The organism is Nonomuraea sp. NEAU-A123, assembly GCF_018603905.1.
Lineage (GTDB): Bacteria > Actinomycetota > Actinomycetes > Streptosporangiales > Streptosporangiaceae > Nonomuraea.
In genome coordinates this window covers 737,769-762,474 of sequence record NZ_JAHFZZ010000001.1, presented here as the reverse complement: position 1 = coordinate 762,474, position 24,706 = coordinate 737,769, and the positions used below count along the sequence as shown (strand labels likewise).

25 protein-coding genes and 1 pseudogene are annotated in these 24,706 nt (G+C 70.3%); 6 read left to right on the top strand and 20 right to left on the bottom strand.

All coding sequences use genetic code 11. The annotated features are described in order from the left end of the window. The first annotated feature begins 74 nt into the window (after window positions 1-74). On the top strand, window positions 75-800 hold the full coding sequence (locus KLK06_RS03495) for a helix-turn-helix domain-containing protein (protein ID WP_214633778.1): 726 nt from the start codon (window positions 75-77) through the stop codon (window positions 798-800). A gap of 31 nt (window positions 801-831) precedes the next feature. Here KLK06_RS03495 and KLK06_RS03490 read toward each other — a convergent pair whose 3' ends face one another. After that, entirely contained in the window at window positions 832-1,476 is a 645-nt protein-coding gene (locus KLK06_RS03490; protein WP_250904769.1) for a DUF1707 domain-containing protein, read from the bottom strand. Window positions 1,477-1,641: 165 nt separating this feature from the next. Further along, a complete protein-coding gene (locus KLK06_RS03485) occupies window positions 1,642-2,208 on the bottom strand; it encodes a helix-turn-helix domain-containing protein (RefSeq protein WP_308168082.1) in 567 nt (188 codons plus the stop codon). A gap of 212 nt (window positions 2,209-2,420) precedes the next feature. Between KLK06_RS03485 and KLK06_RS03480 the strand changes: the two genes are divergently transcribed. After that, window positions 2,421-3,269: an LLM class flavin-dependent oxidoreductase gene (locus KLK06_RS03480; RefSeq protein ID WP_250904768.1), complete on the top strand. Its 849-nt coding sequence runs from the start codon at window positions 2,421-2,423 to the stop codon at window positions 3,267-3,269. 223 nt (window positions 3,270-3,492) lie between these two features. Here KLK06_RS03480 and KLK06_RS03475 read toward each other — a convergent pair whose 3' ends face one another. The 3 genes from KLK06_RS03475 to KLK06_RS03465 form a co-directional block, all read right to left on the bottom strand. Next, window positions 3,493-3,885: a tautomerase family protein gene (locus tag KLK06_RS03475; protein ID WP_214633774.1), complete on the bottom strand. Its 393-nt coding sequence runs from the start codon at window positions 3,883-3,885 to the stop codon at window positions 3,493-3,495. Between the two features lie 50 nt (window positions 3,886-3,935). Beyond that, window positions 3,936-4,499, bottom strand: a complete 564-nt coding sequence (locus tag KLK06_RS03470; protein WP_214633772.1) for a TetR/AcrR family transcriptional regulator — start codon at window positions 4,497-4,499, stop codon at window positions 3,936-3,938. A gap of 63 nt (window positions 4,500-4,562) precedes the next feature. Continuing rightward, complete coding sequence (locus KLK06_RS03465; RefSeq protein ID WP_214633771.1) at window positions 4,563-5,726, bottom strand: FAD-dependent monooxygenase; 1,164 nt, start codon at window positions 5,724-5,726, stop codon at window positions 4,563-4,565. A 181-nt stretch (window positions 5,727-5,907) separates the two neighbouring features. Between KLK06_RS03465 and KLK06_RS03460 the strand changes: the two genes are divergently transcribed. After that, window positions 5,908-6,297, top strand: a complete 390-nt coding sequence (locus tag KLK06_RS03460; protein WP_214633770.1) for a DUF4440 domain-containing protein — start codon at window positions 5,908-5,910, stop codon at window positions 6,295-6,297. Here KLK06_RS03460 and KLK06_RS03455 read toward each other — a convergent pair. Beyond that, window positions 6,287-6,652: a hypothetical protein gene (locus KLK06_RS03455; RefSeq protein ID WP_214633769.1), complete on the bottom strand. Its 366-nt coding sequence runs from the start codon at window positions 6,650-6,652 to the stop codon at window positions 6,287-6,289. The two genes, KLK06_RS03460 and KLK06_RS03455, sit on opposite strands and share 11 nt — an antisense overlap. An 11-nt stretch (window positions 6,653-6,663) precedes the next feature. Beyond that, window positions 6,664-7,113 carry a hypothetical protein gene (locus KLK06_RS03450; protein WP_214633768.1) on the bottom strand — a complete coding sequence of 150 codons (450 nt, stop codon included), beginning with the start codon at window positions 7,111-7,113 and terminating at the stop codon, window positions 6,664-6,666. 178 nt (window positions 7,114-7,291) lie between these two features. Between KLK06_RS03450 and KLK06_RS03445 the strand changes: the two genes are divergently transcribed. Next, window positions 7,292-8,701, top strand: a complete 1,410-nt coding sequence (locus KLK06_RS03445) for a glycosyl hydrolase family 28 protein (protein WP_214633767.1) — start codon at window positions 7,292-7,294, stop codon at window positions 8,699-8,701. A 150-nt stretch (window positions 8,702-8,851) separates the two neighbouring features. Here KLK06_RS03445 and KLK06_RS03440 read toward each other — a convergent pair whose 3' ends face one another. Continuing rightward, window positions 8,852-9,862: a helix-turn-helix domain-containing protein gene (locus KLK06_RS03440; protein WP_214633766.1), complete on the bottom strand. Its 1,011-nt coding sequence runs from the start codon at window positions 9,860-9,862 to the stop codon at window positions 8,852-8,854. A 90-nt stretch (window positions 9,863-9,952) separates the two neighbouring features. Here KLK06_RS03440 and KLK06_RS03435 point away from each other — a divergent pair, with 90 nt between their 5' ends. After that, window positions 9,953-13,285 (top strand): S8 family serine peptidase, encoded by a 3,333-nt coding sequence (locus tag KLK06_RS03435; RefSeq protein ID WP_214633765.1) that lies wholly within the window; start codon window positions 9,953-9,955, stop codon window positions 13,283-13,285. 95 nt (window positions 13,286-13,380) lie between these two features. Further along, entirely contained in the window at window positions 13,381-14,088 is a 708-nt protein-coding gene (locus KLK06_RS03430; RefSeq protein ID WP_214633764.1) for a TetR/AcrR family transcriptional regulator, read from the top strand. Here the strand turns inward: KLK06_RS03430 and KLK06_RS03425 are convergent. The 12 genes and pseudogenes from KLK06_RS03425 to KLK06_RS03375 all read right to left on the bottom strand — a co-directional run bounded on the left by KLK06_RS03425 (window position 14,081) and on the right by KLK06_RS03375 (window position 24,702). Next, window positions 14,081-14,569 carry a hypothetical protein gene (locus tag KLK06_RS03425; RefSeq protein WP_250904767.1) on the bottom strand — a complete coding sequence of 163 codons (489 nt, stop codon included), beginning with the start codon at window positions 14,567-14,569 and terminating at the stop codon, window positions 14,081-14,083. The genes KLK06_RS03430 and KLK06_RS03425 overlap by 8 nt on opposite strands. 148 nt (window positions 14,570-14,717) lie before the next feature. Continuing rightward, window positions 14,718-15,413, bottom strand: coding sequence for a hypothetical protein (locus KLK06_RS03420; protein WP_214633763.1), 696 nt, complete (start codon window positions 15,411-15,413; stop codon window positions 14,718-14,720). Beyond that, entirely contained in the window at window positions 15,410-15,784 is a 375-nt protein-coding gene (locus KLK06_RS03415; protein WP_308168081.1) for a sigma-70 region 4 domain-containing protein, read from the bottom strand. The genes KLK06_RS03420 and KLK06_RS03415 overlap by 4 nt, the downstream gene beginning before the upstream one ends. An 11-nt stretch (window positions 15,785-15,795) precedes the next feature. Continuing rightward, window positions 15,796-15,918: pseudogene (locus tag KLK06_RS62930) on the bottom strand (RNA polymerase subunit sigma-24); the annotation flags it as partial. A gap of 96 nt (window positions 15,919-16,014) precedes the next feature. After that, entirely contained in the window at window positions 16,015-17,271 is a 1,257-nt protein-coding gene (locus tag KLK06_RS03410; RefSeq protein ID WP_214633761.1) for a hypothetical protein, read from the bottom strand. Between the two features lie 9 nt (window positions 17,272-17,280). Beyond that, window positions 17,281-18,600: an MFS transporter gene (locus KLK06_RS03405; RefSeq protein WP_214633760.1), complete on the bottom strand. Its 1,320-nt coding sequence runs from the start codon at window positions 18,598-18,600 to the stop codon at window positions 17,281-17,283. Next, window positions 18,597-19,034, bottom strand: a complete 438-nt coding sequence (gene paaI / locus KLK06_RS03400; RefSeq protein WP_214633759.1) for a hydroxyphenylacetyl-CoA thioesterase PaaI — start codon at window positions 19,032-19,034, stop codon at window positions 18,597-18,599. The genes KLK06_RS03405 and paaI overlap by 4 nt, the downstream gene beginning before the upstream one ends. Next, the gene (locus KLK06_RS03395; RefSeq protein WP_214633758.1) at window positions 19,031-19,879 is read right to left on the bottom strand and encodes an SDR family NAD(P)-dependent oxidoreductase; all 849 of its coding nucleotides are present in this window, start codon (window positions 19,877-19,879) and stop codon (window positions 19,031-19,033) included. Before KLK06_RS03395 ends, paaI begins: the two co-directional genes overlap by 4 nt. Further along, complete coding sequence (locus tag KLK06_RS03390; protein ID WP_214633757.1) at window positions 19,876-21,129, bottom strand: MFS transporter; 1,254 nt, start codon at window positions 21,127-21,129, stop codon at window positions 19,876-19,878. The genes KLK06_RS03395 and KLK06_RS03390 overlap by 4 nt, the downstream gene beginning before the upstream one ends. Next, on the bottom strand, window positions 21,126-22,355 hold the full coding sequence (locus tag KLK06_RS03385) for an AMP-binding protein (protein ID WP_214633756.1): 1,230 nt from the start codon (window positions 22,353-22,355) through the stop codon (window positions 21,126-21,128). Before KLK06_RS03385 ends, KLK06_RS03390 begins: the two co-directional genes overlap by 4 nt. Next, a complete protein-coding gene (locus tag KLK06_RS03380) occupies window positions 22,352-23,344 on the bottom strand; it encodes a RimK family alpha-L-glutamate ligase (RefSeq protein WP_214633755.1) in 993 nt (330 codons plus the stop codon). The genes KLK06_RS03385 and KLK06_RS03380 overlap by 4 nt, the downstream gene beginning before the upstream one ends. Beyond that, complete coding sequence (locus tag KLK06_RS03375) at window positions 23,341-24,702, bottom strand: KamA family radical SAM protein (RefSeq protein WP_250904766.1); 1,362 nt, start codon at window positions 24,700-24,702, stop codon at window positions 23,341-23,343. The genes KLK06_RS03380 and KLK06_RS03375 overlap by 4 nt, the downstream gene beginning before the upstream one ends. Between the last annotated feature and the right edge of the window lie 4 nt (window positions 24,703-24,706).

The window sequence follows — 24,706 nt, the reverse complement described above, 5'->3', positions numbered from 1 at the left end:
TTGCAATGAAGTGCCCGCGAACGCAATACTGTCGAACGCACTGGGGATGACACAGCAACAGGAGGCGACCACCGATGCCGGGAGGCAGGCTCACCTATCAGGACCGCCGCCACATCGCCGAGGGGTTGGCCGAAGGACTCACCTACACCGAGATCGCCAAGCGCCTGGAACGGCCGACCTCGACCGTCACCCGGGAGGTGACCCGCAATGGTGGCGCCGGCGGCTACCAGCCCGACCGGGCACACCAGGCGACGGAAAGCCGTGCCCGCCGGCGCAGGCAAACCCCGGCCCCGGGGCCACGGGTCGCCGGCGAGGCAGACGGGCGAGACCCGGAAGCGGTCCACGAGCTGGAGGAACAGTTCACCGTACTGATGATCCAGACAGGGCTGCCACGCATGACCGCCCGGGTGCTCACCTGCCTGTACACCACCGACAGCGGCAGCCTCACCGCCGCCGAACTCGTCCAGCGCCTCCAGGTCAGCCCGGCGTCCATCTCCAAGGCCATCGGCGAACTCGAACAGCAGGAGCTGATCCGGCGCGAACGCGACCCGCGCCGGCGGCGCGACCGCTACATCATCGACGCCGACGTCTGGTTCCGAGCCTGGCTGGCCAGTGCCCGGCAGAACGCCGCGCTCGCCGAGTTCGCCCGCAAAGGAGCCGAGGTCCTCGGCGCCACCACACCCGCCGGCACCCGGCTACACGACGCGGGCCAGTTCTTCGAGCACGTCGGCCGGGACATGATCCAGGCAGCCGAACACTGGCGGCAGCTCTTCTCCGCCAGCCGGACGACAGACCGTTAGTACGTCGAAGCGATGCTCCGGGTGCGTGGGCTCAAGATCCGGTGGCGATCGCCTTCCTGGCCAGGCGGCGTGCGGGGCGGACTCTCACCCGGCCGTAGCCGAGCTTCCCGGTGACCTGGACGTGCAGTGTCCCTGGACGCGGCCGACCCGCCGTCTTGCAGATCACGCTGCCCCATTCGGTCCGCACCCCGTCGACGTTCGCCGTCGCGCCGGGAGGCAGGACGATCGTGGCGGAGCCGTACGCGAGCTGGAGGTCGATCTCGATCTCGGAATGCGCGATGAAGGCCCGCGACAGGTCGAGGAGCACGCCGCCGTACTCGGACTCGACCCGCAGCACGCGCGGGACCTGCCAGTCGCCCGTCCGTCTGACGCGCCCGTTGGTGCTCTTCAGCCGGACCACCTCGTCAGGGGGCTCGGGCAGGTCGGCGACCGCCCGCGCCAGATCGGCCTGGGTCACGGCGGTAAGCGCCGTTTCGAGCCGCTCTTCCATCTCGGCGAAGCCGAGGCGTCCGTCGGCGAAGGCCCGCTGGACGCGCGCGACGATCGGGTCACGATCGACGTCGTGGAGCCGTGCCAGGGGGTGGGCCATTGGCTGACCGCTCACTTCTACCGCCGCGTGTCCGGCGGGCGAGCGCGCGACGCGGTGGAGGTGCTCGACGTGCGGCACAGAATCCATGACACAACTATGACGCCATAGTGGCGTCATCGCAAGCCCAAATGACTTACTACGACGTCAAGTGGGCCGCCGTTCTACCTCGCTACGCGCATCAGGACGCTGAACCTGCCGAACATTCGGAACATCGTTCCGAATGGGCGCCCGCGTTCCCGATACGCGCGGCGGCTAGTGCGGCAGGCGCAGGCCCGCGATGAGGAGTTCGACCAGCCGACGCGCGTCGTAGCGGGGATCGCTGTCCGCGCCGATGCAGAGGTTCCCGACGCCGCGCATGAGCTCGTAGGCATCGATGTCCGAGCGGATCTCGCCGGCGACGGCCGCGGCGTCGAGCAGTTGGGCGCACACGGGCACGAGCCGGTCGAGGAAGTAGGCGTGCAGCGTGTCGAAGCCGGCGCTGTCGGACTGCAGCACGGCGGCGAGCCCGTGCTTGGTGACCAGGAAGTCGACGAAGAGGTTGATCCATCGTCCCAGTGCGGCGTGCGGAGTCGCGCCGCTCGCCAGCAGGGCCGGACCGGCCTCGGCGCAGGCCTCGACCTGGTGCCGGTAGACGGCGATGATGAGATCCGCTCGCGTCGGGAAGTGGCGGTAGATCGTGGCCAGCCCGACCCCCGCCCTGGCCGCGATGTCACGCACCGGCGCTTCGACGCCTGAGGTCACGAAGACCGCCGCGGCGGCGTCGAGCAGCGTCCTCTCGTTGCGCCGGGCGTCGGCCCGCTTGCGCGGGGCTGCAGGCACTGCGCCCCCGTCGCCGTCGTTCACCGCGCCGTTCCCTCCACTACCGAGCTTGCCAAACGGAACAACGTTCCTTATCGTAATCGGAACAAGGTTCCTCTTGGCCCATGATGCCAGAGCAGGGGCACACGGCCAAGCCACGCCTTGATCAGCCCATCCCGCGTAAAAGGACGAATAATCCCATGCCGCAAACACCCCGGCCTCGCTTCGGGATCATGACCGCCCCATCACAGGTCGACTACCAGGACATCCTGCGGGTCTGGCGCGAGGCCGACACGATCCCGGAGATCGAGCACGCGTGGCTGTTCGATCACCTCATGCCGATCTTCGGGGACCCGGACGGACCGACCCACGAAGGCTGGACGCTGCTCTCGGCCCTCGCCCCACAGACCCGACGACTGCGTCTCGGCGTGCTCGTGACCAGCAACCGCTTCCGACCGCCCGCGATGCTGGCCAAGATCGCCGCGACCGTCGACATCGTCTCCGGCGGACGGCTCGACTTCGGTATCGGTGTCGGCTCACGACCCGACCACCCTCTGGCCCGGCGCGAGTACGAAGCACACGGCCTGCCCTTCCACGACACCGCCCACGCCGTGGGAAGTCTCGCCGAATCATGCACCGTGATCCGGCGGCTGTGGACCGAGACCGAACCGTTCGACTTCCACGGCACCTACGTCCAGCTCGCCGGAGCGTTCTGCAGCCCCAAACCCGTCCAGCGCCCCCATCCGCCGATCATCATCGGCGGGCGTTCGGCCGCGACCCTGCGCGTGGTCGCCGAGCACGCCGACCTCTGGAACATCCCCGGCGGCGACATCGACGACGTTGTCCGCCGCAGCGCGCTGCTGGATCGCTACTGCACGGAGATCGGCCGGGACCCCGCCTCGATCGTCCGCTCGATCCACCTGCCGGTCTCCTACGACCAGCCCGGCATCACCCGGGACGCGATCGGCGAAGCGATCGAGGCCGGCTTCCGGCACATCGTCCTCGGACTGCCGGCGCCCTACCCCGCCAACGTCGCACGGTGGGTCACCGACGAGCTCATCACCAAGTCGGCCCAGCGATGACGGCAGCTCGATCTGGTTGAAGCTTCCGTTCCCGGCCTCAGTGGGCGCCTCGATCGAAGCCGTGGGGTGAACCGGCCGGGGTCCTTCAGCCGGGGCAGCCCGCGGATCACGGACAGCCAGATCTCCTGGGTCACGTCGTCGGTCATCTCGGTCTCCTGTCGCCCGTCACCAAGCACAGTCGGTGAGCGAGGCCGCCAGGTTCATGCCGGGTGCGGCTGGATCGTCAGCCGGTCTCCGCGTACTGCGCCACACCGTTGCCGAATGACCAGTCGAGCGGCTCGTTCTCGGTGATCGTGACGAACACGTTCCGCGGCTCGGTGCCCGCGTACTCCTCGGCGAGCTCGGCGATCCTGCGGTAGAGAGCCTGCTTCTGAGCCGCGGTGCGTCCGGAGCGCATGGTGATGGCGACGAACACGAGGTCGTCGTCCCGGTGTACGCCGAGGTAGTGGCCGTCGTAGCGGAACACGCGCTGTGTGCCGTCGTGGCTGGTGAGCACCTGGAACAGGTCGTCCTTCGGGATGCCGATGGCGTCGACCAGGGCATCGTGCACGGCCCGGCCCAGGGCCTCCAACCGCTTCTCGTCTGCACGGAGCGCGTCAATGCGTACAAAGGGCATCGTTTCATCCTTTCAATCGGAGGAGGAGGAGGAGAAGAAGACCTGTCAGCTCAGTGGACGTGTCCGGTGAGCAGGCCAAGAGCGCCGTCAACGGCCTGCGCGTAGACCTCCGCGTCGCCGGCGGCGCGGGCCAGCACGTATCCGCCCTGCAGCACCGCGACGAGCGCGGTGGCGGTGGCCGCCGGGTCGAGCGCGGTGTCGAGCTCGCCGTCCACCCGTGCTTCGGCGAGAACCCCGGCGAGCCGGGTGCGCAGCCAGGCGAAGGTCTCCTCGACCGGACGGCGCAACGTGGGATCGGCCATCACGTCCCGATCCTGGGTCAGACGGCCGACCGGGCAGCCGCGGAGAGCCTCCCGCTCCCGGCGCAGGTAAGCGGTGATCCGCTGGACCGGAGCTCCGGGGCCGGCGAACTCCGCCTCCGCGCGATCGCGCAGCTCCTCGGCACTGCGGGTGATCGCGGCCAGCGCCAGGTCGGGCTTGCCGCGGAAGTGGTGGTACATGCTGCCCTGGCCCGCCCCGGCTCGCTGCTGGATCGCCTTGGGCGACGTGCCCACGTATCCGTACTCCCACAGCAGCGCGCGGGTGCTCTCGATCAGCCGTTCCCTGGTATCCACACCGCTGACCGTACATACTAGTAGGTACAGAACGCAACCCCGGCCGCGATCAGGTCATCCGCTTCATGCGCCCTTCGAGCGCACCGACGAGAGCCGTACGGCCGCTTGGTCGATCCGGTAGTACAGCCGCGGCGGGAGGTGCGGGAGCAACCGGGAATGCCGCTGGCCGAGCAGCGCGACCATCTGCGCCGGTGGCAGGCCGATGTAGCGCGGGAGGTTCTCGTACCACCGGGCGCTGTAGCGGGCCGCCCTCTGGGTGGAGCGGATCGCGGCCTTGCGTTGCCGCTCGTAGCGGGCGAGGGCGGGCTGGAGGGGCGTGCCCCCGTGCAGCGCGCCGACCAGGAAGGCGGCGTCCCCCAGCGCGAGGGCGGTGCCCGTGCCGATGGAGTAGTGCGTGGTGTGCGCGGCGTCCCCTAGCAGGACGATGTTGTCGTGGTACCACTTCCGGTTGGTCAGGGTGCGGAAGTTCAGCCAGTGCGCGCTGCCGTCAGGGTGCGCCCGGCCGATCAGCGGGTGCCCATCCAGCATGTCGACGAAGAGCTTCTCCAGGAGGGCCAGGCCGTCGGCCTCGTTCGCCTCGTGGAGCCCGAGCCCCCTCCAGGTCTCGGGGGAGCACTCGACGACACAGGTGCTGTGCTGCTTGCCGTATCCGTAGCCGTAACACCAGATCCAGCCGTGCGCGGTCTCCACGAAGGCGAAGGTGAAGTGGTCGAAGAGCTTGGTGGTGCCGAGCCAGGTATAGACGTTCCGCCCGACCGCGATCTCGGCGCCGAAGTGGTCGGCGTGGCGCTCGCGCAGCACACTGTTGACACCGTCGCCGGCGACGACGAGGTCGGCGTCAGCCAGCTCGTCCTCGTCGGCGATCTCGCACTCGAACTCGATGCGCGCGCCGAGGGAGCGGGCCCGCTCGGTGAGGATGCCGAGCAGCTCGCGCCGGCCGATGCCGAAACCCTCGTCCCCGTTCTCCACCGTCACCGTCGCGCGGTCGCCGACGTGGGCGACCCAGCTGTCCCAGCCAACCGAGCCCTCCCTGATGGCGCGCGCGGATTCGGGGTCGGCACCGTGCAGGCTCTGGAGCAGCTCGTCCCAGTAGGTCACGCCCCAGCCGTACGTCGATCCGGCCGGGTTCCGCTCGTAGACGGTGATGTCATGGGACGGGTCCACCAGCTTCATCAGAATCGAGAAGTACAGGCTGGCGGGTCCGCCGCCGACGCAGGCGACTTTCACACGAGCTCCCATTAGTGACGTAAGGTAGTCAATACATCACATAGAGTAGCAGGCGTGTGCACGGCGATGCAGTCTCCTCCCGCTCCGCCGCTGGTCACGAGATACCCAATTATCTGGTTTGACCCTGTCACCGGCGTCAACGTTTACTCTCGGTCCCCGACCACCGGACGAACGGACGCACATGAGCACGGACCGCGCCACGCTCCTCAAGCACGACCAGAGCTTCTTCGACGCCTTGGTGGCCAACGACCTCGACCGCCTGAGGGAGCTGCTGGCGGACGACTTCATCCTGGTGGGGGTCGAGGACGGGGCGGTCGCCGACAAGGGGATCGTTCTCGACTTGGTGGCGTCCGGGTCCCTCAAGTTTCCGCGGATCGACTCGTTCCCGGACGAGGCGATTGTCCGGGTCATCGGGAAGGTAGGCATCGTCGTCGGACGTACCGGGATGAACTTCACGAACCCCGACGGCACCACGTTCAGTGCCGGGAGCCGCTACACCCACGTGTACGTCGCCGACTCCCCCGGCTCCTGGCGCCTCACCTCCGCCCAGGGCACCGCGATCAAGGCTTGACCGGGATGAACAGCGCCTCGAACGGCGGGTCGCCAACGCCGACCGTGACGTGGCCCGTGCCCGTCGTGTCGGCGGCGAGCACCAGGTCGCCGGGGCCGAAACGGCGGCGGGTGCCGTCGGTGACCGCTACCTCGATCATCCCGCGCAGCATCACCACCCACTGCTCCCGCGGCGCCGTGTGCGGGGCGCTGTCGAACTCCGCGCTACGCAGGAACAGCACACCGCCCGTTGACGGCACACCACCCACCGCCATGGCCGGCACTCCGTCGGCGACCTGCTGGCCGGCGAGCACGATCTCGCCGTCCTCGAACGCCGACCCGCCGTCGTCGGTGCGGGCGATCCTGGTGAAACGCACGCTCTCCCCCATCAACTCGCCTCGATGAACTGGTGGTCGGTACGGATCCTGCCGTCGCCGTCCAAGGCCAGGACGTCCAGGCCGCCGCCGACGGCCTCGGCATCCCGGGCCGACACCATCGACCACCGGACCCCGACCACGTTGGGCAGCAGGAGGAAGGCGTCCCCGTGAGCCTGGAAGACGTACTCGCCCGGCGCGACGAACATCTCGTAGGCACGGGTCACCCGGGCATCCAAGGCGTCAAGGCCGCGGACCTCCAGGGGCGGCGCGGGAAACGCGAGCCGCTCGGCGGCTTCGCGGATCTCCTGGGGCGGGTCGATCAGGACCTGGATCCCGTCGTGCGCCCACAGCTCGCGGATGAGCGCGCTTCGAGCCGCCGGATCGGGCTCGTTCCACTGGGCGACATATCGGTCGGCCAGCACCTTCACATCGACTTCTTTCACATCGACTTCGTTGCTCATGCGCAGCAGTGTGCTGGCCCGGCCTGCGGCTTGGCGATTCCCCGCAGGGAATCGCGCGGCCATGGAGCGTCAACGGCGCCCACCACCCCGCACAATTAACTTCGTCAAGATTTGAATTCCGACAGACTCGCCTTTACGCTCCAGAGATCCGATGTCTCCGCACCCCCCGGTGGTGACCATGCCCTCTCGACGATCTCTACTGAAGGCCGGCGGAGTTCTCGCCGCCGCCACGCTGGCCCCCGGAACCGCGGGAACCGCGTCGGCGCAGGCCGAAGACCGATCAGCTGATCCATGGCGCAAGGTGCCGGACATCCTGCGTAAGATCCGACCTCCTCGCTTCCCTCGCCGGCGGTGGGAGGTCACCGCCTTCGGCGCCGTAGGTGACGGCACGACCGACTGCACAGCCGCGTTCAAGGCGGCGATCGCCGAGTGCCATCGCGAGGGCGGCGGCCGGGTCGTGGTCCCGCCGGGCCGCTTCCTCACCGGCGCCGTCCACCTGCTCAGCAACGTCGAGCTGCACGTGTCCGAGGGCGGCGTGATCGCCTTCAGCACCGATCCGAACGCGTACCTGCCGGCCGTCTTCACCCGGTGGGAGGGTACGGAGTGCTACAACTACAGCCCCTTCATCTACGCCCACGGCCAGCGGAACATCGCGGTCACGGGCAGAGGCACGCTCGACGGCCAGGCCAGGCAGGGCCCGTGGGAGAGCTGGTACGCCAACGGCGGCCCCCAGGGCGCCGACCAGCGCGCGCTGCGCAAGATGGGCGACGACGGCGTACCGGTCGAGCAGCGTGTGTTCGGGGCGGGCCACTACCTGCGCCCCTCCATGGTCCAGTTCGTGAAATGTCAGAACATCCTGGTCAGCGACCTCACGATCCTCGAGCCTGCCATGTGGACCGTGAACCCGGTCCTGTCCACGAACGTCACCGTGCGCGGCATCACCGTCGTCAGCACGCTGTACAACACCGACGGCTGCGACCCCGAGTCGTCGTCGTACGTGCACATCCACGACTGCCGGTTCAACACCAACGACGACTGCGTGGCGGTCAAGTCGGGACGTGACGCCGACGGCCGCAGGGTGGGCGTGCCCAGCGAGAACATCGTCGTCCAGGACTGCTCCTTCTCCGGCCGCTGGGGCGGCATCACCGTCGGCAGCGAGATGTCAGGCGGCGTCCGTGACGTCTTCGCCGAGCGGTGCGTGATCAACTCGCCGGACTTCCCCGGCAACTACCCGGTGAAATATCCCATCTACATCAAGGCCAGCAAGAAACGTGGCGCCTTCGTCGAAGGCGTCTACGTACGCGGCTTCACCGGCCAGAACGTGGACCGCGAGGTGATGTTCGTCAACATGGCCTACGCGAGCAACGAGCAGGGCACGGAGCCGGTGTCCGTCCGCGACATCCGTATGGAGCGGACCAGGCTCGACGGCGCCGACGCCGTACTCAACCTCGTCGGCCTGGAGACCGACCACCTGGCCGGGGTGCGCTTGGAGCACTGCGTGTTCACGAACGTCACCGGCCCGAACACGATCACGTTCACCGACGACCTGACCCTGCGGAAGGTGTTCGTGAACGGCGTGGAGCAATAAGGCCGCGGCGGCCCCGCTCCCCAGATCGCGGGGCCGCACGGGAGAGTGGCCACCGCTTCAGGCGGCAGCGCGTCCTACTCGGCCTTCGGAGTCTCCCCCGTTCACGCCGCATCGTATCGGCTCGACTACTGAGAGTTTCCTGTTTTCGGCTCACACGAGGCCGCGGCGGCTGGCCTGGGCGCCCGCCTGGAAGCGGGTCTCGGCGTTCAGCTGGTCCAGGAGGAGACGCAGGCGGCGGCGGAGGCTACGCGGGCTGGTGCCGAGCTGGCGGGCGATGGCGTCGTCCTTGAGCCCGGCCGCGAGCAGCGTGAGGAGCCGCCGATCCTCAGGGCCGAGCTCCGCCAGGTCCAGCTCCTCGTCGGCAGGCTCCGGGGCCGAGGTCGGCTCCCGCCACAGCTCGGGGCGCACCGGCAGCGCCTCCCGCCACAGGCGTTCGAACAGCTCCACCAGGGCCACCACCATGGTGGACCCGCTGATCAGCACACCGCGCGTCAGCGGCGGGTCCATGTGCAGCGGCATGACCGCGCGCCACCGGTCGACGATCGCCATCTTGAACGGCAGCCGGGGCAGGACCCGCGCCTCCTCGCCCGCCTTGATCAGGCTGCCCACCTCGTCGAGCGCCCCCGCGTGATCGAAGGCCTCCGGCACGTAGATGGTCCGGTAGCGGACGCCGCTGCGCAGCAGGCCGGTCTGCAGCGGGTTGTGATAGTCCAGCACGTACGGGGGCCGATCGAAGGTCAGCACCTCCTCCTTGGCCTCCTGCTGCAGCCGGACGTACCACCGGGCCTGCTCCTCAGGGCCCGCCAGTACCTCGAACTGCCCGCCCTCCTCCGGATCCTGGCCGACGGTGCGGAACGCCGCCTCCAGTTCGTCGGCCGTGTCGGTGAGCCGGTCCAGCTCGCTCTGCAGGCCGCGCACCAGCGAGCGGATCGAGGTGCCCGGGTTCGTCACCGTCCACCGGGGCGAGCGCCCCCACAGGCGGCTGACGAGGCCCTTGGCACGGAGCCTGCTCAGCGACGTCTGGATGCGGGCCGCGCTCTCCCCGCTCCTCATGACGAGCTCCTGCACCGTGATGCCGGGGCAGGCCAGCACCCCGCGGTAGACCCGCTCGTCGAACGCGCTGACTCCCACGACCTCCAGCGCCCGGCCGTCCTCAAGCATGCCTACGATCGTGGCCACTTCCGGCAGTTGCCGCAATAGGCCACACCAATCACCTTGTCACCAAAAGTCACAAACAACTAGAAAGCGGATGTGCTTCAAAGAACCGCCCTCCTGGGCGTCGCGATAACGGCCCTGATAGCGGTCGCCACTCCGGCCCAGGCAGCACCCACTCCCGCTCCGTCGGCCCAGTCCTCCACCCCGGCAGCACAGCAGGCCGGCCCGCCCAAGACCGTCACCCTCATCACCGGGGACAAGGTCACCCTCCGCCCGCTCCCCGACAAGCAGACCCAGCTCGACGTCCGGCCCGGCCCCGGCAGGGAGAAGATCACTTTCGTGCACCGCCGGGCCGCGGAAGGGCTCAGCATCGTCCCCGTCGACGCGATGCCCCTGCTGGCCGCGGGCCGGCTGGACCCCCGGCTGTTCAACGTCACCCGGCTCGCCGCCCTCGGCTACGACGACGCCGCCAGCTCGGCGCTCCCGCTGATCGTGACGTACCCCGGCCAGACCGCCGCCGCCACGCTGCGCGTCGCGGGCGGGCGCCCGCTGCCCGCGATCAACGGGATCGCCCAGAGCGAGCCCCGCGCCGCCGCCGGCACGCTCTGGAAGTCCCTGACCGGGCAGGCCAGGGCGGCGGCCGCGCCCGCGAAGATCTGGCTGGACGGCAAGGCCAAGCTGTCCCTCGACGTCAGCGTCCCGCACATCGGCGCCCCCAAGGCCTGGGCGGCCGGCCAGACCGGCAAGGACGTCACGGTCGCGGTGATCGACACCGGCTACGACCCCGGCCATCCCGACCTCCAGGGGCTGGTCGCCAAGGCCCAGAACTTCACCTCCGAGCCCGACGTCCGCGACCTCAACGGCCACGGCACCCACGTCGCGTCGACGATCGCCGGATCCGGCGCCGCCTCGGACGGCCGGTACAAGGGCGTCGCCCCCGGCGCCCGGCTGCTGATCGGCAAGGTCTGCCTGCAGAGCGGGGACTGCCCGGACTCGGCCATCATCGAGGCCATGACCTGGGCGGCGGAGAACGGCGCCCGCGTCGCCAACCTCAGTCTCGGGGAGCCCGACACCCCCGGCGACGACCCGGTGGAGCAGGCCGTCAACAGCCTGTCGGAGAAGTACGGCACGCTGTTCGTGATCGCGTCGGGCAACGACGGCCCGCAGACGGTCGGCTCGCCGAGCACCGCGGACCGCGCGCTGTCGGTCGGCGCCTCCTATCGTGACGACGACACGGTCGCGCAGTTCAGCAGCACGGGCCCGCGCGCGAGTGACGCCGCGGTCAAGCCCGACCTGATCGCGCCCGGCGTGGACATCGTCGCCGCGAGGGCCGCGGGCACCTCCGCCGGCTCCCCGGTCGACGACTCCTACACGGCGCTGAGCGGCACGTCGATGGCGACGCCGCACGTGGCCGGAGCGGCCGCGATCGTCGCCGGGCAGCACCCCGACTGGAAGGCCGGCCAGATCAAGGCCGCGCTGATGGCCGCCACCGCGCCCGGTGACGAGCTGGGCGCCTACGTCCAGGGCTCCGGCCGCGTGGACGTCGCCCGCGCCGTCACCCAGCAGGTCACGGCCGAGCCCGCCGCGCTGAGCATGGGAGACATCGAGCTGCCCAGCCCCGCGCCCAAGGAGCAGACGCTCACCTACCGCAACGACGGCGCCGCCGCCGTCCGGCTGGACCTGAGCGTGATCGCCAAGGACGGCGCGGGCGCGACGGTGACGCCGTTCAAGCTCGGCGCCGCCACGCTGGAGGTGCCCGCGCACGGCACCGCCCAGGTCAAGGTGACCGCGCAGCCGGGCCCGACGGGCCTGTTCAGCGGCACGGTCATCGCGAAGAACGCCGACGTCTCCGTACGCACCGGCATCGGCATGCGGGTCGAGCCGGAGAAGCGCGGGCTCAAGCTGCGTTTCACCGGCACGGACGGGCAGCCCGCCCAGAACGCCTTCGCCGGGCTGATCGACCTCGACACCAAGGAGCAGCGCAACTACGACATCTCTGGCGGCGCGCTGGACCTCAAGCTGGAGAAGGGCCACCGCTTCACCGTCGTCAGCCTCATGGCCGACCACGACGGCACCCTGGTGATGGCCTCCGATCCGGAGTTCACCCTCGACGCCGACCGTACCGTCACCGCCGACGCCCGCAAGGCCAAGGCGGTGGACGTACGCACGGAGGAGCCGACCGCCCGGCTGGCCGTCGGCATGCTCGGCATGCTCCAGCTCGTCGAGGGCCAGCAGCCGTTCGGCGTGGACGTGGACCTGGCCGGCATGTGGGGCGCGGATCGTGTCGAGGGCATCAAGGCCATCCCGACGACCCGTACGGCGAGCAAGAAGTTCGCGTTCTACCGCTGGACCCAGTGGGCCAAGCCGAAGGCCGACGGGAGCTACGACGACAGCCCGTACTTCTACCACCTGATGAAGGCCGAGCCGCGCATCCCCGCCGACCCCGGCTACCGCCCGCGCCGCCGCGACCTCGCCGAGGTCACCTCCACCTATGCCACGCAGAACGACGTCAAGTTCGGCGAGCACTTCGCCCTGCCCGTGCTGTACGGGACGGAGCTGGCCTGGATGCCGTACGGCCAGGTGTCGCGGTTCGCGCTCCCGTTCCACCGGACGGAGTACTACACCCCCGGCGACACCGGCTGGTACCCGTCCTTCATCCAGTACCGGACGCCGCCGGACGGCTGGAACGACACCGACCAGTTCTTCTTCGGCGACACCACCGTCTACCGCGCCGGCCAGAAGACCGACGACCGGTGGAACACCGGCGTCTTCGCGGCCGCGCTCAACCCCGGCGGCGACTACAACTGGCGGGAGGAGAACCTGCTGCAGTTCTCGGCCGGGCTGTTCGAGGACGGCAGGTCCGATCGCGTCTCCTACGGCGAGTACGTCGCCCCGCAGGCCAGGCTCTACCGGGACGGCAAGGAGATCTACGCCAACGACTACCTACCCGGCTGGATCGACGTGCCCGCGGAGACGAAGGAGAGCGAGTACCGGCTCACCATGACGGCCGACCGCGTGCCGGCCCAGACCAAGGTGTCCACCCGGGTCAGCGCCGAGTGGCGGTTCAGGTCGAAGACGCCCGAGCCGGGCCGGCGGCAGGTGCTGCCGCTGCTGACCGTCAAGATCAATCCGGAGCTGGACGACCGCAACCGGGCCGCGGCGGGCCACATGCGCATCCCGCTGCGCGTCCAGCGTCAGGACGGCTCACCCGAGCTGAAGTTGCGGACGCTCACCGTGGAGATCTCCTACGACGACGGCCGCACCTGGCTGCCCACGCTGGTGCACCCGTCGGCCCAGGACACCTGGTCCGCCGAGACCTGGCACCCGGTCAGCGCGCGCGGCAAGTTCGCCTCGCTGCGCGTCAAGGCCACCGACAGCGGCGGCAACGGCTTCGCCGAGACCGTCATCAGGGCATACCAGGTCAAGTAACCACCGGGACGCCCCGCCGCGCTTGACCAGGCGCTTCGGGCGCGGGCCGATTCGAGCGGGAAGCCTCACGAACATGTTCGTGCTAGGTTCCTCGCATGACCTCCGACGACCGTCCCCGGGCACCCGTCAGCCGGCGGGAGCGTCCGGCGAAGCCCGCGTTGACCAGGCAGGGGATCATCGACGCCGCACTGATGATCCTGCGTGACGAGGGTCTGAGCAAGGTGACGATGCGGCGCATCGCCACGGCGCTGGATACCGGGCCGGCATCGTTGTACGTCTATATCCGTGACACCGAGGATCTGCACGCGCAGATCCTCGACACGCTGCTGGCGCCGGTGACGGCGGCCGCGCCCGGAGCCGGATCGTGGCGGGACCGGTTGAAGGCTCTGCTGACCGGCTACCGCGATGTCCTGTTCGCTCATCCGGAGATCGCCCGGATGGCCCTGTCCACGCAGCCCAGCGGCCCCAACTACCTGGCCTTGGGCGACGCGATCGTGGGCCTGCTCAACGAGGGCGGCGTGCCGGACCGGGCGGCGGCGTGGGGCCTGGACCTGCTGCTGCTCTATCCCACCGCGATCGCCGTCGAGCTGAGCAGTCAGAAGTCGGCCACCCGGAAAACCGAAGACCTGACGGCCCTGGCCGCGCAGATCGCCACCGTGGACGCGGCGCGCTTTCCCCACCTCGCCCGGCTCGGTGACGAACTCGTGTCCGGAGCCGGCCCGGACCGGGCCGATTGGGCCCTCGACGTCCTCCTCGACGGCATGCTCACCGCTGGTCCGCACACCCCGCGCAAGGTCAGTTGACGCAGTCCTGGGTCTTGAGGCCGAGAGCGAACTGCTCGACCTTGTTCCGCTGGTTGACGCCGAAGTAGTAGTACGCCTTGGGGTTGCCCGGCACGGTGGCGTAGTAGCCGCTCTCCTCCTTCTTGACGCTCGGGTAGGCCTTCTTGACCTGGCTGAGGGTGGAGCCGACGCCGACGCCCTTGGGGGTACGCACCCCGCGCCACCCGAAGATGACGGCGACGCCGCGCTTCTTGGAGATGTAGAGCCCGACCTCGTCGCTGGGGTTGCGGTGGGCCTTGTAGTCCCAGCCCGCGCAGTAGCCGCGCATCTTGAGCACGACCTTGCCGGTGGCCTTGGCCTGCTTGGCGGTCATCCCCAGCTTGACGCCGCCGTAGCCGTACGGGCCGAAGGTGCCCGGCGCGGCGGCGGTGGCCCCCGCCGGGCTCGCGATCACCAGCGCCGCGCTCGTGGCCGCCAGCGCCGCCGCCACCAGTCGAGTCATGTGCATCCCCGTCGCCCCATTTCTTGTAACAGGAGTTGGTATCCCCCTCTCTGATGCCGCCCGCCGAAGAAAAGTTCGCCGCCAGAGCGGGTAGGCGCTCAGGGCACGGCGGGTGCCCACGTACCCGCCGTACCCCAGGGACCGGTGATCAGTTTCCGGCCAGCTCCTTGGCGATATCTCCGTCGGAGTTCGCGTTCACGAGCCTGCAGGGCGCGACCGTACTGCCCGCCTTGGCCAGATAGGGGAGGAACGCCCAGCCCACTCCCGGGTGGTTACCCGGTCGGAACTCCAGGACCAGCGTCTCTTCCGGCCGCATGAAACGCGGGGAGATCACGAAGGTGTCCTGGTTGATCGGCGCGGCGACGTCTCGGGAGCGCCAGTTGTCCGGCTTGTCGGCCTCCTTGCGCTCCTGCTCGGTCATGTTCTGCGGGTTCGGTGGGTCGTAGGCCAGGTCCGCACCGACGAAACGGCCACGGGCGCATTGCTTGCCCGCCTCGGTGTACGTCACGTCGGCCGTGATTCCCTCGGCCTTGAGCTTGGCCTCCAGCCCCTCGGGGTCCCGCAACTCGTTGACCGTCACCTGAACGGTGCCGTCGGAGTTCTTCACCACCGCATATGCCGGGCTCAGCGAGATCACCGGCACGGCCACCAGCGCGGCCGCCGCGAGGCCCGCGACCGCCGCCCCCGCCAGCAGGGGCCGACGCAACGGTGAACGCCCGCGGCGCGGCGCGGGCGGGGTCGCCACGATCTCCTCAAGGAGGTCATGGACGCCCTGGCTGATGGAAGGCTCGGTGAAGGCCGCGGCCGGATCGACGGCGGACACCATACGGTCGAGCTTGTTCATCGTGTCTCTCCTCTCAGCGCGGTCATCACAGTGACCTCATCCGTCGTGTCGAGCAGCCGGGCCAGTCGTTTACGGGCCCGATACAGCCGAAGCCGGGCGGCGGTGCTGCTGCAGCCCAGTACCGCGGCGATCTGCGGGCCGGTCAGCTCCTCCCAGCAGGCCAGCGCGAGCACGTCGCGGTCGGCCGGGTCCAGGGCGGCGAGAGCGGTGCGGACCGCCTCGGTCCGCGGATCAGCGGGTGCGGCCTCCTGGCCGACGGCCAGTTCACCGCGGAGCCGCGAGGCCAGCGCGCTGCGGCGCGACTCCCCGCGCCGGTGATTGGCCAGGACACGGCGGCGTCCCCGTCGGGAACGTCGTCCAGCCGCCGCCACGCGGCGAGGAAGGTCTCCGCGATCACGTCGGCGACGTCGTCGATCGCATCGGTACGGCGCAGCGCGTACCGATGTACGGCCGGATAGCAATCGAGATAGAGCCTCTCGAAACGATCTCGCGTGTCGGGGGGCACGCGTGGATCCTGCACAGGTGTCTCCTTACCGAAGAATGCCGGAACACCTCACTAGGTGTCCGGCATCTCCGCAAGTGTTTCCCGCGCTGCGACGGGTCAGGAGTGGGGGCGTTCGTCCACCACCTGCAGGACCTTCCCGGTACGGGGATGCAGCACCAGCTCCGACGGCCGGACCCATTCGACTTCCAGCGGGTGGATGAGCCCCTCCTCCACGGACTGGGGGTACAGCGGCTTGGCCGCGTACACGGCGTCGATGAGCCGTTGTGTCAGCTCCGGCGGCGGCTCCTCGGCGCAGGCCAGCCGCAGCAGCAGCCCGTCCTTGCTGTTCCAGCGGCGCTGCACCATCTGCATCCCCGACATGGCCCGGTCCGGGTCCGCCGCGACGAGGACCGCGCGGATGGCCTCCGTCGACATCGCCACCGTCTCCACCCTGGCACCCTCGTCCGTCCGGCCGGCCAGCCGGAATGCCCGGCAGTCCGCGTCGGTCCACTCCGCCACGTCGCCGACCGGGTAGCGGATGATCGGCATCAGCGTCCTGAACAGGTTGGTGACGACCACCCGGCCACGTACGCCGGGCACGGTGATCGGGTCGCCGGTCGTGTCGTCGATCAGCTCCACCAGGGTGCGGTCGGCGAACGCCTCGTGCACCCGCACGTCGTCGCCCGGCACCGGGGCGCCGACCAGCCCGGCGTCCACCGACGCGTACCCGAGCGAGGCGATCCCGGCCCCGGGGAACGCCTTGGCGAGCTGGGGACGCAGGTCGTCGAAGAGCAGGTCGCCGGCGAACAGCAGCAGCTCCACCGTGTCGGCCACCTGCCCACGGGCGGTCACCGCCTCGGCCACGCTCGCGAGCTTCATCGGCGGGCCCGCCAGCACGTCGACGCCGAAGTAGGCGATCAGGTCGGCGACGGAATCGTCCGACGCGTGGCAGGCGATGGGCAGCCGGACGTTCTCCACCGGGGCGTTGTGCAGGGCGTGCTCGATGTAGAGGAAACCCCCGTACATCTCGCCGGCCGAGAACAGGTTCGCCACCCGGTGCCCCGGCTTCAGCCCGGCCCGGACCATGCCCGCGCCGAACGCGGTCACCGAGTCGGCGTGCTCCGTGCGGGTCCACGGGGAGAACTTCGGCGCGCCGGTGGTGCCGCCGGAGGCGTACACGCCGGCGTCGGTCAGCGGCCCGGTCAGCAGGCGGTTGTCCGGAAAGGTGTTCGCGGCCCAGAACGCCTTCTGGTCGACGATCGGCAGCCGGGTGAGGTCGGAGACGCCGTCGGGCAGGTCGCGGTACACCTCCGCGTAGAAGGGCGAGTGGCGGCGGGCGAACTCGATCAGGTCACGCAGGGATTTCGCGGGCATGTGTCGCTCCTAGATTCGGCTGTGGGCCAGATTGGGGACCCGGGCCAGCACCCGGCGGCGGTAGAACCACCAGTTGGTCGCCAGGAACACGGCGTAGCCGCCGATGAACACGTACAACGCCAGGTCGATGGACCCGGTCTGCCCGAGTGACATGGCGAAACCGCGCGGGATGAGGAACCCGCCGAACGCGCCGATCGACGAGGCGATGCCGATGGCCGCCGCGGCCTCCCGCCTGGCGCGCAGCCGGGCGGCCGGCTCGCCGTGCTCCGCCTGGGCCGTGAAGATCGCCGGAATCATCCGGTACGTGGACCCGTTGCCGATCCCCGAGGCGGTGAACAGCAGCATGAACGCGCCCAGGAAGAGCGGGAACCCGTGCTGCCTGAGCCCGGCGAGCGCGCCGACGACCCCCACCGCCATGGCCATGAAGGACCACGCGGTGACCCTGGCCCCGCCGTACTTGTCGGCCATCCACCCGCCGACCGGCCGCGACAGCGAGCCGACCAGAGGCCCGAGGAAGGCGAAGTACGGCGACGCGGACTCGGCGAACGTCGCCTTGACGACCAGCGGGAACGCCGCCGAGTAGCCGATGAAGGAGCCGAAGGTGCCGATGTAGAGGAAGGACATGACCCAGGTGTGCGTGCGCAGGAACGCCTTCCCCTGGGTGCCGAAGTCGGTGTTCGCCACGCCCAGGTTGTCCATGAAGAGGTACGCGCACAGCGCGGCGGCCACGATCGGCACCACCCACACCAGCCCGGCGTACACCAGGCCGGCCGTCGCCACGAGCGGGATCAGCAACTGCACGACGGCCACGCCCAGGTTGCCACCGGCCGCGTTCACGCCCAGCGCGAACCCCTTGCGCCGCTCGGGATAGAAGTAGGAGACGTTGGCCATGGAGGAGGCGAAGTTCCCGCCGCCGAACCCGGCCGCCGCCGCGGCGACCAGGAACATCCAGTACGGGTGCGCCGGGTCCGTGACCAGCCAGGCGAGCATCCCTACCGGCACCAGGAGCAGCAGCGCGCTGACCACGTTCCAGTTACGGCCGCCGAAGGCCGAGACCGCGAACGTGTACGGCAGCCGCAGCGTGGCCCCGACCAGGTTCGGCACCGCCACCAGCCAGAAGAGCTGGTCGACGGTGAACGGGAACCCCGCCTTGGGGAGCAGGACGACGATCGCGCTCCAGAGCAGCCAGATCGCGAAGCCGAGATGCTCCACGAAGATGGAGAAGACCAGGTTCCTGGTGGCGACGCGGCGCCCGGTGGCCGCCCAGAAGCCGGGGTCCTCCGGCTCCCAGTGATCGATCCAGCGCCCGGTCCTCCGCTTCTCACTCATGAATGCTTCCCTTCACTGGTGGATCCATCGGGTCGGCCGGAGACCATCACGCTCTGACCGCGGAACTCCGCGACGATCTCGCCGGCCGGACGGCGTACGGTCACGTCGTAGACGCCGTTCCTGCCGTACCTGACGCGCTCCGTGGCCTCGGCCACCAGCTCGTCGCCGGCCGCGGCCGGGCGCAGGAACGTCACCTGCGCGCTGTGCGCCAGCGTGACGTGGCCGTAGGTGTTGCAGGCGTACGCGAACGCGGCGTCGGCCAGCAGGAACAGGTAGCCGCCGTGGGCGATGCCGTGGCCGTTCACCATCTCCTCGGTGATCCGCATCCGCAGCCGCGCCCGGCCGGTGGCCACCTCCTCCAGCGCGATGCCGAGCGAGCGGCAGGCCGGGTCCTCGGCGTTCATACCGAAGGCGGTCATACCGAGGGGGTTCATACCGAGGCTCCGATCCACGTCCTGGCCAGGCCCTGGACGGCCGAGCCGTCCGGGTCGGCGAGCTTGCGCGCCAGGTACTCGGCCACCCAGGCGCTGGTGGCGACGCGGAACGGCGGCTCGTCCTCGCTCAACGTGCGCACCACCACCTCGGCCACCTCCCACTTGGACTGGCCGGCTCCCTCCCAGCCCGCGCCGCGCACCCAGTCGAGGTAGCCGTCGAACGTCCCCGCGTACGGCCCCGAGGCCGCCCGGATGGTCCCCCGGTTGATGTCCGGAAAAATGCCGAACTCGGTGTCCGGGACGAAGCCGGGCACGACCACGCTGACCCGCACCCCGTGCGCGGCCGCGACCGGAGCCAGGCTCTCCATGAACCCCTCGACGGCGCACTTCGCCGCCGCATACGCCTCGTTGAACGGCTGCCCGACGACGCCGTGCACGCTGCCGACGGTCAGCAGGCGGCCACGGGCGGCGCGCAGCAGCGGCATCGCGACCCGGCTCACGGCGACGACGCCGAAGAAGTTCACCTCCAGGTTGGCCCGCAGGGCCTCCATGGTGGACATCTCCATCGTCGGGTCGAAGTTGGAGACGCCGGCGTTGTTGACCACCGCGTCCAGCCGCCCGTACACCTCCAGCACGTCCTGGAGGCACGAGGCGATGGACGCGCCGTCGGTGACATCGAGGCGGCGGACGTCCACCGTCACCCCGGCGTGGTCCGCCGCCTCGCGCAGCGCGCCGTCCCTACCCGGGTCACGCATCGTGGCCACCACGGTGAATCCGGCCTTGGCGGCGGTGATCGCGGTCGCCAGGCCGATGCCGGACGACGTACCGGTGATCAGCACGATCATGCCGGGCTCCCCTCGAACTGCTTGGCGCGGTCCAGCAGCGGCTGGATCCCCACCGCGGGCAGGAACGAGAACGCGGCCAGCAGCGTGCCGCCGACCATGACCGCCCTGGCCGCGTCGAGCACGCCCAGGCTGCCGGTCAGCAGGGTGACCGCCGTCCCCCCGGCGAGGGCGGCCAGCGGGATCACCCCCCACGTCGCGGTACGGAATGCCGCGTGCATCACGCCCTGGTTCTCGGCCGTCATCCGCGACTGGCGGATCGGGGCGCTGCAGACGTTGATGCACGACATGAAGAAGCCGTAGCAGCCGAACGTCACGCCGATCACGGGTGCGGCGGGCAGCGCGGGCGCGGCGAGGATGCCCAGCCCGACCAGGCAGTGCAGCAGCAGCCCCCAGGCCATGGTCCGGCCGAGACCCAGCCGGTCGCTGATCTTGGGCGCGACGAGCGCGCCGAGCACCGCGCCGCCCGCCCCCGCCGACATCGCCGCCCCGAACACGCCCACCGAGATGCCCAGGCCCCGGTACGCCAGCACCGGCAGGACCGTGACGAAGATCGGACCGCCTGAGTTCAGCGTCACGGCGGCGATCACCACCCGGCGCAGCACCGGATCGGCCCAGTTCAGCCGGAACCCCAGCACCAGCCGCGACCACACGGAACCCTGCTGGACGGCCTTGGTCCCCCAGGGCCGCATGGCCCGGAAGCACGCCGCCGAGACCAGGTAGCTGGCCGCGTCGACGAGCAGCGCCGCCACCCCGAACACGTGGTACAGGCCCGCGGCGATCGACGGCCCGGCCACCTCTGACACCGTGCTGCTGCCCTCAAGCCGCGAGTACGCCCGCACCAGCTTGTCCTCCGGCACCGTGGTGGGCACGGCGACGAGGTAGCCGACGTTGAAGAAGATCGTCGCGCCACTGATCAGCGCCACGCAGACGAACAGCACCGGCGTCGACAGCACCCCGCACCAGTAGGCCACGGGTACGGCCGCCACCGCCACCAGCCGCACGACGTCGCACATCAGCATGGTCAGGCGCTTGTCCCACCGGTCGACCAGCACCCCGGCGACCGGCCCCAGCAGCGGGATGCCGAGGTACTGGGCCATGGCCACGATCCCCACCTCGAGCGCGGAGGCGTGCAGCACGAAGATCATCAGGGTCGGGACGACGAACACCGTGACCCGGTCGCCGACGAGACTCACCGTCTGGCCGCCCCAGTACAGGTTGAACTGCCTGCCCAGGGATCCCGGGAACCTCACGGCTCCTCCCGAACGACGAAGCCGGCGGTCTTGCCGGTGCGCTCGTTGCTGATCAGCGCGTCGACGACCTTGACCCGGAACGCGTGCGGGTCGTGCTGGAAGGCCGTGCTGATCGTGAACGTCGCGGACATGAGCTCGCCGCGCAGCCGTTCGGGCAGGTCCGGCGGCGCGTCCCGGTCGGCCAGCAGCAGCACGTCCACCGCGGACACCCGGCCCCGCTGCTCGGTGATGAGGATCTGCGCCCGGGAGACGCCCGGCTCGCGCTCCGCCTGGGCGACGATGTCGTCCACGTGCAGCCCCAGCCCGCGTACCTGCACCACCGAGTCCCGGCGGCCCAGCACCCGCAGCGCTCTGTCCTCCCGGCCGCACGCGCACGTGACGAACCGGCCGGCGTCGCCGGTCCGGTAGCGCAGCACCGGGTTGAGCATGTCCGGGTCGAGCGTGGTGAAGTCCAGCAGCTCGTCGGCGTCCGCGTGGACGAGCTGCGCGGGGAGCGGGTGGAAGACGTCCGCCGGGCACTGCGGGGTGTTGGTGCCGATGACCCAGGTCTCCGTGCTGCCGAACATGCCCCAGCGGCGCGCGTCCGGCGCCACCGCGGCCATGTCCTCGTCGAGCTGGGGGTGCCACGCCTCCCCGAGCCAGAGCACCTTGCGCAGCGCGGGAAGGCGCACGCCGGTGGCCCGCGCGTGCGCGAACCACAGCCGCAGCACGCTGGGGGTGCCGCCGATCGCGGTCACCTCCTGGGCGGCGAAGAACGACAGCCAGTCGCCGTACTCGTCCTTCGTCACCGAGCCCAGCGCGATGACCCGGCAGCCGGACAGGTCGGCGAAGGCGCCGGCCAGGAAGTGGGCGCCCCACATGCGGCCGGCGCCCCAGCAGTTGACGAAGACGTCGTCGGGCTCCAGCGGCCGCCACTGCTCGTACACGCCGGCCATGTAGAACCCGGTGGGGGCGTAGCCGACCTTGGGCGCGCCGGTGCTGCCGCCGCTCTGGAAGAGCCAGGTGGCGCCCTGCTCGGCCTTGGGCCTCAGGTGCGCCAGCGCCACGTTGAGGTCGTCCTTCACCAGCGCGGGCAGCGCGGCGACGTCCTCCAGCGTGAGCAGCTTCTCGCAGCCGGCGTAGCGCGGCGCGAGCGCGGGCACGCTCCTGAGCTGCTCCAGGGCTCGCCGCGGGACGCGCAGGTGCGGCTCGGCCGCCTCGGGCGACAGCGAGAACGATTCGATCATTTCATCACCAGACTTTCGGTCAGCCAGCGGGTGTGGGCGTCGCGGTAGGCGGTCCAGCGGGCCCGGGTGACGTCGCGCTGGAGCGTGCGGTGCGGGTCGCCGAAGTCCGGCGCGATCACACCGTCGGGTTCGAGCTCGGAGAACCAGTACCGCTCGCCGTCGAACAGGAAGTCGACGCAGAAGAAGGGAATGGGCAGCTTCTCGTAGAAGTACGCCGTCGCCTCGGCCAGCTCGGGCGGGACGGGCGGGAACTCCATCGCGCCGCCCCGGCTGGCGTTGGCCACCGGCGAGCCGGGCTCGGGGATCCGCTTCATCACGGCGTACGGCTCGCCGTCGACGACGTAGACCCGGTAGTCGACCGTGCCGTCGCCCAGGTAGGGCTGGATCACGAGCGTGGTGTCGCCGCCCTGCGCGAGGCTGGCCAGGCCCCGGATCTCCTCGGCGTCGCGGGCCAGGTTCACCCCGCCGCCGCCGCACCACCCGGACGGCTTGACAATGGCCGGGTAGGTCAGGTTCGCCAGCGCCACCTCGTACAGGTGCTTGCTGGTGTCCCGCCCGGTGCCGATGCGGAGCGTGGGCACCGACGGAATGGGCGAATCGTGCAGGTAGAGGACCGTGGCCAGCTTGTCGTTGGCTATGGGCGACAGGCCCGGCGGGAACGACAGGTAGAAGCCGGCCTGCTCCAGCACGGCGTACAGGGCGTACTGGTTGAAGACGTCCATGGACTGGTAGGGCAGCGAGTACAGCGCGGTGATGAAGAGCGTGTCCTCCGGGGTGACGGGTTCGTCGTCCACGTAGACGCGCGGCTTGCCGGGCTCCAGGCCGTCGACCGTCACCGCGTCGGGGGAATGCCTGCTCCAGCGCAGGCCGAGCTCGGCGGCCACGTCGGCGTAGAGGTCCCAGAAGAAGGGGTGCCACATCGCGGTGCCCCGGGTGGACTCGCGATCGGGGAAGATCCAGCACATGCGGCGCAGTGTGCTCGGGGTCATGGTCGTCCCTCTCCGTCGGCCCACCAGCGGCGGCCCGGCTCGGGCAAGGTGTCGATCGGGTCGTAGAAGGGGAAGCGGCGGTCCTGCTCGGCCGGCTGGAGCCCGATCCCGTGGTTCTGGCTCCAGTACGAGATGCCGCGTTCCCGGTCGTACTCCGCCACCTGGTGCACCCAGCGCTTGCCGACGTACGGCACGTCGCACACCAGCCGGGGCGTCGCGTAGCCGGGGAGGTAGCCCATGATGGCTTCCTGCAGCCGCTGCGCCTGGTGGACCGGGATCCGCCAGTGCTCCGCGTTGGGGATCAGGTCGCAGAGATAGAAGTAGTAGGGCAGGATCCCGGCCTCGCCCTGCAGGGCGAAACACAGGTCCAGCAGGTCGCGCGGGGTCGTGTTCACGCCCCGCAGGAGCACGCCCTGGTTGCGCACGTCCCGCACGCCCGCCTCGAGCATGGCCCGGGCCGCCTCGGCGACCAGCGGCGTCACCGACCGCACGTGGTTGGCGTGGGTGTGCATGGCCAGGTTCACCCCACGGGCGCGGGCGATCGTGGCCACCCGGCCCATCCCCTCGACCACGCCGGGCTGGAGCCAGTGCTGCGGCAGGCCGATCAGCGCCTTGGTGGCCAGGCGGATGTCCCGTACGGACTCCAGTTCGAGCAGCCGCAGCAGGAACGCCTCCAGCCGCGGCCAGGGCAGGTTGGCCAGGTCGCCGCCGGAGACCACCACGTCGCGCACGGCGGGCGTGCGCTTGAGGTAGTCCAGCATCAGCTCCTGCCGGTCCACGGGTTTGAGCATGAGCCGAGCCTTGGCGACCTGCGGGGTCGAGGTGCCGACCAGGTCCATCCGGGTGCAGTGCCCGCAGTACTGCGGGCAGGTGGACAGCAGCTCGGCCAGCACCTTGGTCGGATAGCGGTGGGTCAGCCCCTCCACCACCCACATCTCGGCCTCGTGCAGCGAGTCGCGGCGCGCGCGTGGATGGCTGGGCCAGACCGGATGCCGGTCGGAGCCGACCGGCAGCATGTAGCGGCGGACCGGGTCCGCCAGGAACGCCCGTGTGAAGGCGGCCGGATCGCTCACGGCGTCCGGCGCCATCACGTTGAGCAACTGCGGCGTGATCAGCATGGACATGGTCGCGAACCGGGCCCGGTCGGCCGCCAGGTCGGCGTAGAAGGACTCCTGGAGCAGGTCGCCGACCACCGCGCGCAACTGCCCGACGTGCTGCACGCAGTGGGCGCGCTGCCACTGGGCATCGCGCCACTGCGCGTCGGTGACGCCGCGCCAGCCCGGCAGCCGTCGCCAGTCCGGCTCGACGAGCGGACGGCGCACATAGGTGTACGGGTGGCGGGCGGCGTCGGCGTTCATCTGA